Source organism: Xanthobacter albus (assembly GCF_043194895.2).
In the GTDB taxonomy this organism is placed as follows: domain Bacteria; phylum Pseudomonadota; class Alphaproteobacteria; order Rhizobiales; family Xanthobacteraceae; genus Xanthobacter.
Genome location: NZ_CM195532.1, coordinates 1802376 through 1815294 on the forward strand (window position 1 = coordinate 1802376; position 12919 = coordinate 1815294).

At 65.9% G+C, this 12919-nt stretch carries 15 protein-coding genes; 11 read left to right on the forward strand and 4 right to left on the reverse strand.

What is annotated here, in order from left to right; translation table 11 throughout:
- Window positions 1-327 precede the first annotated feature (327 nt).
- The 3 genes from V5F75_RS08020 (at window position 328) to V5F75_RS08030 (ending at window position 2661) form a co-directional block, all read left to right on the forward strand.
- On the forward strand, window positions 328-1710 hold the full coding sequence (locus V5F75_RS08020; RefSeq protein ID WP_394034886.1) for a DUF6538 domain-containing protein: 1383 nt from the start codon (window positions 328-330) through the stop codon (window positions 1708-1710).
- A gap of 283 nt (window positions 1711-1993) precedes the next feature.
- Complete coding sequence (locus V5F75_RS08025) at window positions 1994-2290, forward strand: type II toxin-antitoxin system HigB family toxin (RefSeq protein WP_394034885.1); 297 nt, start codon at window positions 1994-1996, stop codon at window positions 2288-2290.
- Window positions 2290-2661 (forward strand): helix-turn-helix domain-containing protein, encoded by a 372-nt coding sequence (locus tag V5F75_RS08030; protein ID WP_394034884.1) that lies wholly within the window; start codon window positions 2290-2292, stop codon window positions 2659-2661. Before V5F75_RS08025 ends, V5F75_RS08030 begins: the two co-directional genes overlap by 1 nt.
- Before the next feature lie 56 nt (window positions 2662-2717).
- On the opposite strand, the gene V5F75_RS08035 is transcribed toward V5F75_RS08030, so the two are convergent.
- Window positions 2718-3050 (reverse strand): hypothetical protein, encoded by a 333-nt coding sequence (locus V5F75_RS08035; RefSeq protein ID WP_509212158.1) that lies wholly within the window; start codon window positions 3048-3050, stop codon window positions 2718-2720.
- A gap of 163 nt (window positions 3051-3213) precedes the next feature.
- On the opposite strand from V5F75_RS08035, the gene V5F75_RS08040 reads away from it, so the two are divergent.
- Entirely contained in the window at window positions 3214-3564 is a 351-nt protein-coding gene (locus V5F75_RS08040; RefSeq protein WP_394034883.1) for a hypothetical protein, read from the forward strand.
- A gap of 633 nt (window positions 3565-4197) precedes the next feature.
- Here V5F75_RS08040 and V5F75_RS08045 read toward each other — a convergent pair.
- The 3 genes from V5F75_RS08045 to V5F75_RS08055 all read right to left on the reverse strand — a co-directional run bounded on the left by V5F75_RS08045 (window position 4198) and on the right by V5F75_RS08055 (window position 5624).
- On the reverse strand, window positions 4198-4557 hold the full coding sequence (locus V5F75_RS08045; protein WP_394040973.1) for a BRO-N domain-containing protein: 360 nt from the start codon (window positions 4555-4557) through the stop codon (window positions 4198-4200).
- Window positions 4545-4781: a Rha family transcriptional regulator gene (locus tag V5F75_RS08050; RefSeq protein WP_509212159.1), complete on the reverse strand. Its 237-nt coding sequence runs from the start codon at window positions 4779-4781 to the stop codon at window positions 4545-4547. Before V5F75_RS08050 ends, V5F75_RS08045 begins: the two co-directional genes overlap by 13 nt.
- 612 nt (window positions 4782-5393) lie before the next feature.
- Entirely contained in the window at window positions 5394-5624 is a 231-nt protein-coding gene (locus V5F75_RS08055; protein WP_394034882.1) for a helix-turn-helix domain-containing protein, read from the reverse strand.
- A gap of 222 nt (window positions 5625-5846) precedes the next feature.
- Here V5F75_RS08055 and V5F75_RS08060 point away from each other — a divergent pair, with 222 nt between their 5' ends.
- The 7 genes from V5F75_RS08060 to V5F75_RS08090 all read left to right on the forward strand — a co-directional run bounded on the left by V5F75_RS08060 (window position 5847) and on the right by V5F75_RS08090 (window position 12504).
- Window positions 5847-6182, forward strand: coding sequence for a hypothetical protein (locus tag V5F75_RS08060; RefSeq protein ID WP_509212160.1), 336 nt, complete (start codon window positions 5847-5849; stop codon window positions 6180-6182).
- Between the two features lie 715 nt (window positions 6183-6897).
- Window positions 6898-7896, forward strand: coding sequence for a hypothetical protein (locus tag V5F75_RS08065; protein ID WP_394034880.1), 999 nt, complete (start codon window positions 6898-6900; stop codon window positions 7894-7896).
- Window positions 7897-8044: 148 nt separating this feature from the next.
- The gene (locus V5F75_RS08070; protein WP_394034879.1) at window positions 8045-8941 is read left to right on the forward strand and encodes a DUF3102 domain-containing protein; all 897 of its coding nucleotides are present in this window, start codon (window positions 8045-8047) and stop codon (window positions 8939-8941) included.
- A gap of 221 nt (window positions 8942-9162) precedes the next feature.
- The gene (locus V5F75_RS08075) at window positions 9163-9678 is read left to right on the forward strand and encodes a ribonuclease H family protein (RefSeq protein WP_394034878.1); all 516 of its coding nucleotides are present in this window, start codon (window positions 9163-9165) and stop codon (window positions 9676-9678) included.
- 5 nt (window positions 9679-9683) lie between these two features.
- Window positions 9684-9869 (forward strand): hypothetical protein, encoded by a 186-nt coding sequence (locus V5F75_RS08080; RefSeq protein WP_394034877.1) that lies wholly within the window; start codon window positions 9684-9686, stop codon window positions 9867-9869.
- 14 nt (window positions 9870-9883) lie between these two features.
- Window positions 9884-12055, forward strand: a complete 2172-nt coding sequence (locus V5F75_RS08085) for a hypothetical protein (RefSeq protein ID WP_394034876.1) — start codon at window positions 9884-9886, stop codon at window positions 12053-12055.
- Window positions 12056-12066: 11 nt separating this feature from the next.
- Window positions 12067-12504 (forward strand): hypothetical protein, encoded by a 438-nt coding sequence (locus V5F75_RS08090; protein ID WP_394034875.1) that lies wholly within the window; start codon window positions 12067-12069, stop codon window positions 12502-12504.
- Window positions 12505-12919 lie beyond the last annotated feature (415 nt).

The following is a 12919-nucleotide window of genomic DNA, read 5'->3' on the forward strand; positions in this document are numbered from 1 at the left end:
TTGTGAACAGCGCCCGGGATCGGCGATGGGCGTCTCTCGCCTGCGCGGGAAATCGGTTCCCCCGCACCCGAAAGCCCCGCCCATCTGTCCGTTTGCACCAACGGCATCGGGCCCGCACCGACTGTGCGATCTTCTATAAATTATTGATTTCTAATGGGGCTTTGATGCCGGATCGGGTTGGTGGAGCCGAGGGGAGGCTTACCTTTGGCTTCCATGGTCCATTCTCTCGTTTAATTTCATGGACTTATGGCGATCCTCCGGGTACGCATACCGGGTACGCAAGCGGGGTCGCATGGCCTTTCGCTCATGGTCACAGCGGGTCCCACCATGGCTCCTTCCTCGAACTCTGATCGCCGCTGGCTCGAACTCAAGGACGGGAAGTGGCGGGTGTCCGTCGCGGTGCCCCGCAGGCTCCATGGCAAGCTCGGGACGCGCCTGAAGCGCTCCTTGAACACCGATAGCCTCGCCGTGGCGAACCGGCTGAAGTGGCCCGTCGTGGCCGAGTTCCGGCGCCAGATCGAGGAGGCCGGCGGCAGCAAGGGCAAAGACCCGCTGGTCAATGAGGCCCTCAACCTTGCAGCCTACCGGCGGAGCGTTGAGGATGATCCCGCCGAACTGGCGCTGCTGTCCGACACGATCACGGAGAGGGCGTATGAGATCGTCGGGCCGCCCGTTGCGGAGGAGGCGGACCCGGACACCGGACAGCCGATGGCCGTTTTCGATCCCCGGCGGGAGAAGAGGGCACGGCAATATGCCGACATTGCCACCGGCAAGGCCGCGCCGCTCGACGCTCACCACGAAGCCTACATGGCGCAGCAGCACACCAAGGCCCGCACCCAGGCCGATGACGCACGGGCTATCGGGTTCTTGAAGGAGTGGTGCGAGCAAGAGCACGTCGCCCCCGTGGTGGAAGCCATCACCCGGAAAGTGGCAGCGCGGTTTGCGGACGGCCTGGGGGCAATAGCCGGTGGCCGGGGTGCCGTGACGCTGAACAAGTACCTTGGCCGTCTCTCCCGCTATTGGCAATGGATGGAGAAGCGGGAGCACGTCGCGTCGAACGTCTGGCACGGCGTCAAGATCGCTCCTCCACCGACGCCCTACAACGAGTTGGAGCGGGCCTTCACGGAAGATGAGGTGGTCGCCCTCCTCAATGGCCCTGCCACGCCGGCCATGCACGACCTCATGCGGATTGCCGCGCTCACTGGAGCCCGCCTCGACGCCATCGTGGACCTGAAGGTGAGCGACTGCGCCGATGGCCTGTTCGTGTTCAAGCCGCAGAAAAAGGAGCCGGCGCCCCGCGCCGTGCCCATCCATCCCGCCTTGGCGGGCATCGTGACACGCCGGACGGCGGGCAAGGCGCCTGAGGACGACCTGTTCCCGGAATGGCCGGCGCCCAAGAAGGAGGGCAGCTTGCGGGAGCGGTCCTTCAAGGCATCGAACGCCTTCACCGAATATCGCCGGGAGGTGGGGGTGGACGAGGTCATTCCGGGCAAGCGCCGGAGCTTGGTCAACTTCCACTCGTTCCGTAGGTGGTTCATCACCCAGGCGGAGCGGGCGGACCAGCCGGAGAGCATTATTGCGGTGGTGGTCGGGCACAAGCGGCAGGGCATGACGCTGGGGCGGTATTCGGCAGGGCCGCTACGGGAACAGGCGCGGCGGTGTGTGGAGGCGGTGAAGCTGCCGGCGAAGGTAGAGTGCCGCTCGGAGTGAGCGGGGAGGCTCTTGAACAGGGCGCCAAGGGCTTTACGGCCTGGACCCTGGCGGACGTGGTAGGCCACTCCAAGGAGGCCGGGCCGCTGCCCATGACGATGGCCGCGCCAGCGGCGTCTGGGCGCTATCCAGGGGCGGCAGGAATGGAGGCGAAGAGGGCGTGTGTGGAGGCGGTGAAGCTGCCCAGGTGAAGGCTGCGGGGGAACAAACACCCACGTTGCTTCTGTTCCCAAATTGAGAACATTTTCTTGTTCCACAATTGGGAACGTGCTACAAGGCGCCCATGCAGATCATCGCCCGCCGGACCCTGAAGGCTTTCTGGACGCGCTACCCCGCCGCCGAGGTGCCGTTGCTGCTCTGGTATGCCCGCGCCAGCAAGGCCGAGTGGTCGGGGCCGGCGGACATCAAGGCCGCGTTCGGGAGCACGGTCGATTTCGTCGGGGACAATCGTGTCATCTTCGACATCGGCGGCAACAAGTTCCGCCTCATCGTCCATGTCGCGTATCGCTACCGGCGCATGCTTATCAAGTTCGTGGGCACCCACAAGGAATACGCCGCCATCGACCCGGAGGCCGTGTGATGGATATCCGACCGATCAAGACCGAAGCCGATTACGAATGGGCGCTCAAGGAGATCGCGCGGTACTTCGACCGCGAGCCCGAGCCTGGAACCAAGGATGCCGACCGCTTCGACGTGCTCGCCGACCTGATCGCCGCCTATGAGGACCGGCAATATCCCCTGCCGCAGGCCGACCCCGTTGCCGTTATCCGGCACGTGATGGCGGAGCACGGCGGGCAGGCTGGCCTTGCGGCTCTCCTCGGCTCCCGGTCCCGCGCCTCCGAGCTGCTGAACCGCAAGCGCCCCTTGAGCCTGGACATGATCCGGGTGTTGCAGAGGGAGTGGGATATTCCTGCGGAGCTTCTTATCGCGCCCTATGAGCTGGCGGCGTAGGGGGCGGCCGATGCGTGAGCGTCGCGGGGTGGGCTTTGCAACCCGCGAGACGCCCTTCATCCAAACTGGAAAGTGAAGCGCTTGCCCCCGATGCTGCCCGATCCGGTGCCTCTGTCCCCGGTGGACACGAAGTCGAATGCTCCGCCTTGCCCGTTGGCGCATCGGAACGTACCGCGACCGTCCCGCCGGGTGGCATAGACAAAGTCCCCGGTGCAGCGAAGGCCCCGGCTGGTGACGATTTGCAGGGTGCCCGCTCCGTCAACGCCTCCGGTGGCCGTGCCTGTGAAGGTTTCATCGCCGCTTTCTGAGGCCCCGGAAACCGGCAGTGTTAGGCCGCAACCCGCAAGGGTGGGCGCCAGCATCGCGAAAGCAAGGACGCGGGCTTTCATGGGGACCTCAGATGTTACCAGGGTGCTTCGAGCGTATGCCCATTGCCCGGTTGCAAGTCAATCGTTACACGCAACTCCAGGGGGCAGGGTGACGCGCCCGGAGGGAGTAGCCCGCCGGCCCCATGGCGAGGCGTCGAGGCGGTGAAGCTGCCCCAGGCGGGGAATGTGGCAACGCAAGATGCGCTCCACCGGACGAATACGAGCGGAAGTGAGAAGCTGCATGCCCGGTCCTGTTTCGTCAAAATGTCCTGCCGTAGCATCCTCCTCCATTATCAAGATGCTCGCCGCCGCCGCGCAAGCGGGCGACAAAACGGGCGAGAAGATGCTCGCCGCGCTGCGGGACAATCTGGAACTAATCGCGGGCGCCCGGTCATGGTGGACCCGTTCCATGATCGAGGACGAGGCGGTTAGCATCACCTTCATGAAGACCGCCGCAGCGCACGCACCTTGTGCGGGGACCAATCGGGAGCCTCGACGCCCCGAGGATGGCGGTTCAGAACAAGCCACCGACTGAGAACAGCCGTGCCCTTGCGCCAACAAGCTGGCAACGACGCTGGGGCCGCTGCGTATGATGAGGCCCCACACTATCGGCGCGTGGGAGATGCTCCGGGGCGGCAGGGATGGAGGCGAAGCGGTTGCCTTACGGCAATTGTCCCCTAGCGCCGCTCTAGGGGGGCGGAGACCCCCAGCACCGATGCAGAGGGTCTCGCTTGTTTCAGCCCAGGCCGGGAAGGGGGAGCTGGTGACCTTCGTCTGGGAACTTCCGCACCCGTTTCACGGCCTCACAGATGCGGCCTTGGTTGACCTCCAAGAAAGCCGCAGCCTCCTGTTGTGTATACCCACAGGCAACAAGGGTGCGGGCCTTTTCCGCCATTTGTGCTGTCATTGGCTTAGAGTGACGGCGAAGCGGTCGATGAAGCATCGGGTAGTCGGGCATGGGCACGCCTCTTCATGGGAGCCCCGCGCTTGTATCCGCAACCAGAATGAGTATGTTCCGCGCTGCTCGGCGGGGAACACTCCTCTGTCTTGGTGGCCCACGCGAGGCACAACTCGTTAGGGGCCAACGGTTCGGGCGGCGGATGGCAGTCCGTCGGCCCGAGCCGCATCAAGTAACAGTAATGTCTGAGAAAATCGCTTATGCTAGAATCTAGCATGCGAGAGTTTGAGCTATACCCTTAATTGGGGGCGGTGTAAACACACCATCTACGCTGCCCGCAAGGTTGCATGAGCCTACCAAATGATATGCCTCGGGCTTGTCGGAGCGCATGATGAGCTTGTAGAGCCCGCTCTCGGAGATGAGAGAGACGCCCCACACACGGCTTGCTGCTGCCTGGAGGCCAATCCGTTTGGCCTCAACGTAGGGCAGGTTCATCCGCTCATCGGAGCCGAGCTTGGTCAGCGCCGCAGTCGTGTTCACCCCGCCATCCGCTCGGAGGTAGACGCCGAGGGCGCGGCACACGTCCGACGCCACCCACCACGGGGCGCCGTTGATCGTCACCACGCGCACGTCGCGGCCATCTTGAACTGGAGCGCCTTGGGTCCGGTGAAGCCCATGGCGAGGAGTGTGAAGCCGTCCCGGTCCATGTTGAAGGAGCGGTAGGTCTGTCCGTTCTGCGGGTGGACGTAGGGGTGTGCGGAAAATTCCGCAGACCCTCCTCCGGGCATCTGCCGCATCAGGTCGTCGATGGCGGCGAGGACGTCCCGGTGGTTCCTCCCGAAGTATCGGGCCACGTCCCGCGAGTTGGTGACGGGCTTGCCGTCAGCGCCACGGGCGACGAAGGGACTGGCCTCTGAAGCGGGCCAAGGTACTCGGTGAAGCTACTTGTTGTTCGGTATCAGCGGCGGCGTGTAGGTGCGCTTGGCGACGCCGGCCGCAGCATCCTCCGGGGAGCCGGCGGGGGCGAACGGTGGAGCCGTGTCTACCCAATGCCTCTTGGGTCCGGTGAAGTCGATAGCTGGGGAAGGCTGAATGGTGTCGGGTGATGGCCGGTGCTTAGTTAGGCCCGTCGCCGATAGGTTCGACTGAGCCTGAGCGGGACCGAGGAGAACCACCATTGCGACACCGACATACCAAGGGATGATCCTTGTGCCCATCGCGCAACCTCACTGATGCGAACCTGTAAGCGTAAGATTGATCGTTGTCATACATCGGCAGTTATCGGCTGAAAACACGACCTCTTCCGATCATCTCGACAATACCACCGAGGAGGCCGTGCCCGTTCTCCTGCCGCACCCAATCGCCTGCGGGACTCGCTGACTCCCGTTTCGTCTTCGCTGGGAGCTTTTCCTTGTCGGCCACCGAAGCGCCCCTGAGGGCCTCTCTGTCGATTGCAGGCGCCTTCACTACGTCTTGGGTTTCCGCAGTCTCACACCCGGGCCTTCTCCGTTCTCGGGTACGAAGATCACACCAGCGGCTTCAAGAGCTACTTGGACTTTGTTCAGGGTGCTGTCCTTCACCTGCTCCCCGGCCTCGATACGGACAATGGTGAAGGCGGAAACACCCGACCTCTCCGCAACATCTCGCACACCCAAGCCGAGTGCGGCACGCGCCATCCTGAGCTGAACACCGAGCATTTTCTAAACCCTGTGCAGAAATTGTTGACGCCTAAATCTGCACATCGTATTGTTTCTGTACCGTAAACAGAAACGCGGTTCAGAGCAAACCCAATGCCGACACCACCCGTCGCGGCAAACGCTGCCCCCATGCCGACTTCATCCCCCCTTCCATTCTCCTCCACGCCCTACGGATGCCGCGTGGAAGACATCCCCACTCACCTGGAAAACGGCCGCCCACTCATGACCTGGGATGGGTGGTCGCCGCGCGACTGCCTCAACCTCGACCGGCCTGACGGCCTCGACCGCGCCCCGCCGCCCGGCTGGTATTCCATCGCCCATTGGGTGGCCCTGACGCACCCCCTGTGGTTCGATTGGTTCGAGACGCCCATGCCGGAACTCTTCGCGGCATTTGCGCGGGGCGACTTCGGGAACGGGGCAAGGAGAAAAATCCTCGACCTCATGGCGCAGGAGGGCATGACGCCCATCGAATGGCCCGCCCCGGTGAAGGCGCAGGAAGCGGGCATTGCCACCGTGCTCCTGTTCCCCGACCCCATCCTGCGGGAGGCGGACCGGTGAGAGGGCGCCCCATGCACTCCCCCCTCGCCGTCCCGCAAGATCGGCAGGAGCGGCGACGGACCCACCCGCGCACTCTTGGGGCGGACCTGCGGCCCGATGGCGGGTCGCTCTGCACCCTCCTCGGTCTTGCGGAGATGGGGGTCGGGGAAGGCCGCATCCGCGAGCGGCTGTTGCCGTCAACGCAGCCGGAGGGCGAGGGCGACTGAGGGGCCTCCTCCGCCATGGCCTGGGATCGCCTGGGAGTCCGCCTGAGGCCCATTCGTGCCGCTTGGCTACGTTGCCAGCCGCGCGGCGCTGGCGCGACTCTGGCGGGCTCCCAGGCCATTGGAGAGCCTGCCGGGTTTTGTCCCACGGGAGCCTCAACCGGGGTCAGTCTGTACTATAGGTTATCTTAAAGAGCACTTGAGGGGGACCTGTAGGGAGGGATAGCCAAGGTGGCGTTCCCGTCCTCTCTCCCCGTCGTACCTTGCCCGCTGCACGGGTGGGAAAACCCTGTGTTTCCAGGGGGCCGACTTAGGTTGCACGAGGGCCTAACTCCGACCGCCAATGCGCAGCATGATGCTGCGCTTTTTTGTGTCCACATTCGCCTTCCCGCCGTGGGCCATGCCCGCCCCCTCGCCACCCTTCGTGGCCCCGACTGCCCTCTCAAGGACGCCCGTAAGGGCTCGTGGTCGTTCCCCCGGCCCATGCGCCGCACCGTGCAGGAAGATCACCGATGTTGTTGGAACCCCATGTCGCGGCCCAAGACGCCTGCCTCCCGAACGAAGACCCCTTCGCTTCCGCCAGCCTGTGGGATGGCCTGGAGCTGCCGCCGCTCGACGAAGGGGACGATGCCGCCAGCGCGGAGGAGCCGGAGCAGGGTGAGCCCCACAACGCCCATGTCGTCGCCTACCGAGCCCACCGGGAGCGCGAAGCGCACGTTGCCCGGCTCCATGCCGGCGTGGATGACATCTGGTCCCACCTCGACGGCTCCTTCCGTTGCATGACCCTGGGGCGGGACGTGGAAAGCCTGCATGTCCGCCACCTATGGGCGGATGAAGCCGAGCTGGAGACATGGGCTGAGAGCACGCCCTATGGGCCCGCCGGTCATCACCCCGTCTACCCCGCGAAGGGTTACCCCCAATGCTTCCTGCCGTGGGCGGGATGGCCTCCGGTTGTCGGCTCCGGCCATTCCGCCCTGCTTCATATCTTCCGCATCTGGCGAGCGGAGGCCGTTGTGCTGGCGCAGATCGCCGCCACCGGGGGGCTTGACGACTGGGCGGGCTGGATCATCCGGCCGCAGGTGCCCGACTTCGAGAGCCTCGCCGCGTGGCGTCGCCGGCTGTTCCTGCCCCCGTCCGAACAGGAGGCCGCGCGGAAGGCCGAGAAGAGGGGCCGGAAGACGCGGGGCCAGCGCGAGCAACGCGCCCGTGACGCGGGCAAGGACGCCTCCCAGGGGCGCATTGTGCGTCCCGTGGTGGTCGATGGCGACTTCGCCTTCGTGCCCCTGAGCATGGGCTACACGGCCCGCCTCCCCGCCGCCGATGCGCCCCTGGTGGAAGGCCACAACTGGCATGTCATCGCCGCCACGGGCAAGGCGCCGTTCGCCACCCGCTTGGAGAAGCGCGAGGACGGCAGCAAGGTCCGCCTGCGGATGCACCGGCTTGAGGGCCTCTCCGGCCCTGTCGAGATCATCCCGCCGGCCGCTGCGCCACCCGCGCCCGGCGCGGGCTGACACCTCTTCGTTTCCCCTGGCGTATCGTCCGGCCCTCTCCCCTCGGGGGAGGGTGGTTCCGTGCGCCCGTGGCACCCATGCGACCGCGTTCGGTCCCACCCCGACGCGGCGCCGCTCTCTTCACGCCCCATGAAGGAGCACTCCCCGCATGCTTGATACCACGATCACCGCCACGACCCTTGCCGAACCGTTCGCCGCCCCCATGCTCGCTCCTCCGATGACCCTCCCCGAGGCCATCAATGCCGCTCATGACGCCGCGAAGGGGGCCGGCAAGACCATGCTTCTCAAGGCCAAGGAGGCCGGGGACCTGCTGTTGCAGGCGAAGGCGGAATGCGCCCACGGCGCGTTCAAGGCATGGGTCGAGGAGAACTGCGCGTTCTCTTATCCAACCGCTCACCGCTATATGCAGGTCGCCAAGAAGTATTCCAGTGTCGGCAAAAATCTCACCGATGAGATTTACGGCGGGACTGTGGCAGCCTTCCTCGACCACCTGACGGCGGGCATGCCCCCGGCGGAGGATGCCGACACCCCGGCCCTCGCCGCAGCCGAGGAAGAGGCGGTTCCCGCGCCGGCCACCCCGCCCAAGGCCAAGCCCTCCACCGCCAAGGTGTCCGAACTGAAAGCCGAGATCACTCGCCTTGCCGAGGCTGTGGAGCGGCTTTCCGGCGAGCTTCAGGACGCCCGAGGCCGCGAGACGGCTTTGCGGGACGCCCTCGCCACTGCGGAAGCGCACATCAAGACCTTGCAGCACGCCCCCGGCGGCCCGGTGGTCTCCCTCGAAGACGCTTGCGGCTTGGCCGGCGATCCTCCGGCACCCGTTCTCATCACAGCCGAGGAGCTTGCGACCCTGCGCCGGGACATCCGCGATTACGAGGAAATGTATGACGATGCCCAAGCCGGCCGGGATGCGCTGAAGAAGGAAGTGGCGGAACTGAAGCGCCAGCTTCACAAGGCCGTCTCCGCTTCCCCGAAGGCTGCCCAGGCGCTCCGGCCCGCCGCCCTGGACGAAGACGGCTTCGACACGAACGACGCCCGCAACTGGTGAGATCGTCCCCGTGACGTGCCGCAGGTCCGATCCCTGCCCACGCCGCGCCGCCGGCCCCTGAACCCACACCGTCCTCCCGCCGACCGCCCGCGCTGTTTCCCGGTTCCAGGAGGCGGCGGGCACCTCTCCTCCCACGACCTCCCCAAACAGAAAGAACCTCCCATGCCCGATTGGCTTTGCAGCCTCTCGTTATGTCCCGTCATTGCCGCTCCGGTGCTCGCATGATCGTTGCTTATGCGGACGGCTCCGCCATCGACAATCCCGGCCCCGGCGGATGGGCCGCCGTCATCGTCACCGAGGACGGAACGCACCTTCCCCTGACGGGAGGCGAAGACCGCACCACGAACAACCGCATGGAATTGATGGCCGCCACCGAGGCGCTTCGGGCGCTGCCCGCCGACGTTCCGAGCGTGCTGCACCTCGACAGCCAGTATGTCGTCAAGGGCGCCACCGTCTGGCGCGATGGGTGGGAGCGGAAAGGCTGGCGTGGCTCCGCCGGCAAGCCCGTCGCCAACCGCGACCTCTGGCAGGCCCTCTATGCCGTCCTCGATACCCGGCCTCTGGCCGCCTTCAAGTGGGTGCGGGGGCATGCCGGGGACCGGCTCAACGAGACTGTGGACCGACTGGCGAAAGCCGAGGCGGAGAAGTGGGCGTTGTCGGCCCGCTCCCGCCACGCGGCTGACAACCCCGCCCCGTTCGGCCGCACATGGCCCGACCATCTGAAGCCCCAGGAGTGAAGACCATGCGTTCCGACACCGTCACCGAACTCCGAAAGGAAAACGCCCGGCTTGCCGAGGAGAACGACCGTCTCCGGCGAGACCTCCAGGCCGCCGGTTCCGCCTTCGACGTCATCATCGAAGCGTTCACGGTAGCCTCTGCCCGCATTGAACTGCTGGAGCCGGCGCAGCGCTCCCGGCTGCTGAACTGAGGAGCCTCCCCAGCATGGCGACCCGCCGCGTTGAAACCCGCGACCTCTCCGGCCCCGCACCCCTCCAGGTCTCCCGTGACAGCGGGGACACCTACGTCTCCCCCGAACGCCCCGTCCAGGACAATGACATGGCCCGCTGGTCGGAAGCTCTGTCGTCCTTCTCTAGCGGCTTCGCTCACCTCGCCCAGCGCACCGATGCCGAGACGATGGCGGAGGCCCGCCGCCGCGCTGCCGAACTCAAGAAGCAGCAGGACGAGTACGACAAGGCCCAGGCGTACCGCTATGTCACCTCCGCCTCCCAGGAGGAGCTGAACAAGGGCGTCGCCAGCGGCACCGTCCCCGCCATCGACAACCCTGCCGCCAAGGGCATCTACAGCTCGGCTGTCGGGCAGAACATCGGGGCGCAGTACCGGGCCGACCTGGAGCGCGACCTGGGGCCGGACGGAACCCTTTCCCTCGTGGACGAGGAAGGCCGCCCCCTCCCCATCGACAAGTTCCTCGCCGACCGCTCGAAGCCCTACAGCGACCGGCTGTTCTCCGTCACCGGACCCGGCGACCTCCACGGCAACGAGGCCCTCTACCGGAGCGTCGAGGGCACCCGTGAGATGCTCCTGAAGCGCCAGCAGGAGCAGGTCGCAGGCTTCTCCGCCAAGCGCAACGGCTACGTCATGTCCACCGGAATGCGCTCGATCCTCGGCGGGGACATCGCCTCCATGACCCCGGAGCAGGTCGGCGAGCGCATGGGGGCCGTCTACGGGGAGATGAAGCAGCTCCCAGGCGCCGCCAACGTCAAGTGGAACGACCTCGACGACCTCGCCATGGGCACCCTGAAGACGGCCATGCAGGCGCCCAACCTGACGCCGCAGCAGGCCCGGAACGTCCTGAAGGTGCTCGACGCGCCGATGAAGGACGGGCCGGGCCTCGGGGCCAATCCCCGCTTCGCGGACGACGTCAACCAGCTCCGGGCCAAGGCCAACGAGACCTTCGGAAAGGAGTGGGAGGCGAACGAACGCCGCACCCGTGGCGCCGCCGCCCTAGCCGCCTTCCAGCTCCGCAACGGGGACTTCGACTTCATCTCGGACGAGATCGTCAAGAACCCGTTCACGGGGAAGGAGACGACCTTCTCCGCCAAGGAACTCAAGGAGGAGGCCGCGACCCGCTACGGGCAGGCCGTGGACGCGTCCACCCGCAAGCAGATGCCGACCGAACCTGACGGCAAGGTGAACTTCACCGCCTCGCTCGCCAAGATGGAGACCCTCGTCAACAACGGCGTCATGCTCCCGGCGTGGCGGGACTCCATGACGAGCGCTGTTCGCGGGGCCGCCGATGCGGTCTCCGTGACGGACCCGGATGCGCTCGACCGGCTTCGGAAGAACGCCAATCTCTACACCATGCTCCGGGACCGGAACCCGGCCTACGTCGCCCAGCTCCTCGACGGACAGACGCGGGACTTCTACGAAGCCTATGATACGCTGCGGAAGATGGGGAACACGGACCAGATGGCGCTGAAGGGTGCCTCCCGCGCCATCTCCCCGGATGCTGCGGATGGCGATCAGGTCCGCGCCGCCTACAAGGAGATCGACAGTGCCGTGAAGAGTTTGGCGGACGGAAAGGGGTACGGCCCCTGGAACTGGTATCAGGGGAGCCCGACCAACCTTGGGGACGCGAACAGCGAGATCATCAAGCGAGCCCGGCTCCTGGTGCGCACTCAGGGCATCTCCGCCACCGACGCCGTGAAGGCCGCCACTGAGGGCATCACCAAGGACGTCCCTGTCATCAACGGCATCCTCCAGTTCAACCGCTCCCCCCTCCTGGCAAAGGGGCGTGAGCCGGTTTTCGAGGAACTCCTCTCCGGTGTCTACGAACAGCACCAGAAGGCCCTCAACGAGGTGGGGGTGAACAGCCCGAAGGATATGTCGGTGCACTACGAGAACGGCGTCTGGACCGTCACCGACGCTCGCGGCAAGGAACTCTACAGCGCGTCGAAGGATGGGGGGCGATCCCCGATCACCTTCACGGACGGCCACGTCCTCAAGTATGAAGCCATCAAGCGCGATAACGCGGTAGGGCAGGCGCTCCGTGAGGCGCCGCAATCCCAGACCGGGGCCGCGATCAAGACATTCTTCTCGGACCTCTTCAGCATCCCGAAAGAGGGGTACGTGAAGCTGCCTAGTCAGAATAGATAAAGGAGGATGCAGTGGCCTACATACGGAAGATTGAAAGTGAAGAACCTTGGCGTGGCGTCGTAAAGGAGTTCCGGGAGGAAGACCTTAGGGAGATCGATGCGCGTCTCAACATCAAACGGATAGCCCGTTACGCGAGGTTCGACGGCTACGGCGGCGCTGGCATCTACGCCGACGATGGAGAGCTTGTTGGGGTATGCTGGGGGAGGGACGGCATTTGTATATACATTCGCCCGCCTCTCGACCGCGACAGCCCCGAACTGCGGGATGCACTAGAGGCTTGGCTCGGGAAGACGTTTCTCGTCCCGGTGGCGGCTTTCGTGGACGCCCGCAGCCCGCATCGGCTCACATCCTGGGCCGCCCTTGGCTTCGTCCTGCCTGACGGCCCGCCCGCCCCGTCAGGGGTCTCCCACCTCCCGTTCTACCGCCTGATCCGCCACCCCAAGCCATAGGAACCATGGACCCACTCACCCCGACCGAACAGCTTGACGCGTCCCTGACCCCTCCCAAGGATGGCACCGCCCCGCCCCTGGTGCCCGCCTTACCGGAACTTCCCGCCGACATCCCGGACCTCCCAGACCTTCCCCCCGCTCACAGCGAGCCCCAGGGCGGCGGTTCCAAGATCGAGGTCGTAGACCTTCCGGCGACCCCTCCCGCCCCTCCAGAAGCTCCTCAGGCGATTGCGGAGCCATCCGCGCCCGCGCCTGACGCCCCGGCTGCGGCAAGCCCGAGCACCGGGGGTGCGCCCCAGCGGCCGCCCGCCCCCACCTCCGGGCAGTTCTCCGCTGACGGCATCCAGCTCCGATACGCCGGCATCCCCGGAGCCCCTTACGGTCGCACGGCCTCGGCCAACGCCAAGCCGTTCCG

What these genes read in the sequence shown, in the direction of transcription:
- V5F75_RS08020 (WP_394034886.1), top strand. Translation starts at nt 328, where the DNA reads ATGGCTCCTTCCTCGAACTCTGATCGCCGCTGGCTCGAACTCAAGGAC.
- V5F75_RS08025 (WP_394034885.1), top strand. Translation starts at nt 1,994, where the DNA reads ATGCAGATCATCGCCCGCCGGACCCTGAAGGCTTTCTGGACGCGCTAC.
- V5F75_RS08030 (WP_394034884.1), top strand. Translation starts at nt 2,290, where the DNA reads ATGGATATCCGACCGATCAAGACCGAAGCCGATTACGAATGGGCGCTC.
- V5F75_RS08035 (WP_509212158.1), bottom strand. Translation starts at nt 3,050, where the DNA reads ATGAAAGCCCGCGTCCTTGCTTTCGCGATGCTGGCGCCCACCCTTGCG.
- V5F75_RS08040 (WP_394034883.1), top strand. Translation starts at nt 3,214, where the DNA reads ATGTGGCAACGCAAGATGCGCTCCACCGGACGAATACGAGCGGAAGTG.
- V5F75_RS08055 (WP_394034882.1), bottom strand. Translation starts at nt 5,624, where the DNA reads ATGCTCGGTGTTCAGCTCAGGATGGCGCGTGCCGCACTCGGCTTGGGT.
- V5F75_RS08060 (WP_509212160.1), top strand. Translation starts at nt 5,847, where the DNA reads ATGACCTGGGATGGGTGGTCGCCGCGCGACTGCCTCAACCTCGACCGG.
- V5F75_RS08065 (WP_394034880.1), top strand. Translation starts at nt 6,898, where the DNA reads ATGTTGTTGGAACCCCATGTCGCGGCCCAAGACGCCTGCCTCCCGAAC.
- V5F75_RS08070 (WP_394034879.1), top strand. Translation starts at nt 8,045, where the DNA reads ATGCTTGATACCACGATCACCGCCACGACCCTTGCCGAACCGTTCGCC.
- V5F75_RS08075 (WP_394034878.1), top strand. Translation starts at nt 9,163, where the DNA reads ATGATCGTTGCTTATGCGGACGGCTCCGCCATCGACAATCCCGGCCCC.
- V5F75_RS08080 (WP_394034877.1), top strand. Translation starts at nt 9,684, where the DNA reads ATGCGTTCCGACACCGTCACCGAACTCCGAAAGGAAAACGCCCGGCTT.
- V5F75_RS08085 (WP_394034876.1), top strand. Translation starts at nt 9,884, where the DNA reads ATGGCGACCCGCCGCGTTGAAACCCGCGACCTCTCCGGCCCCGCACCC.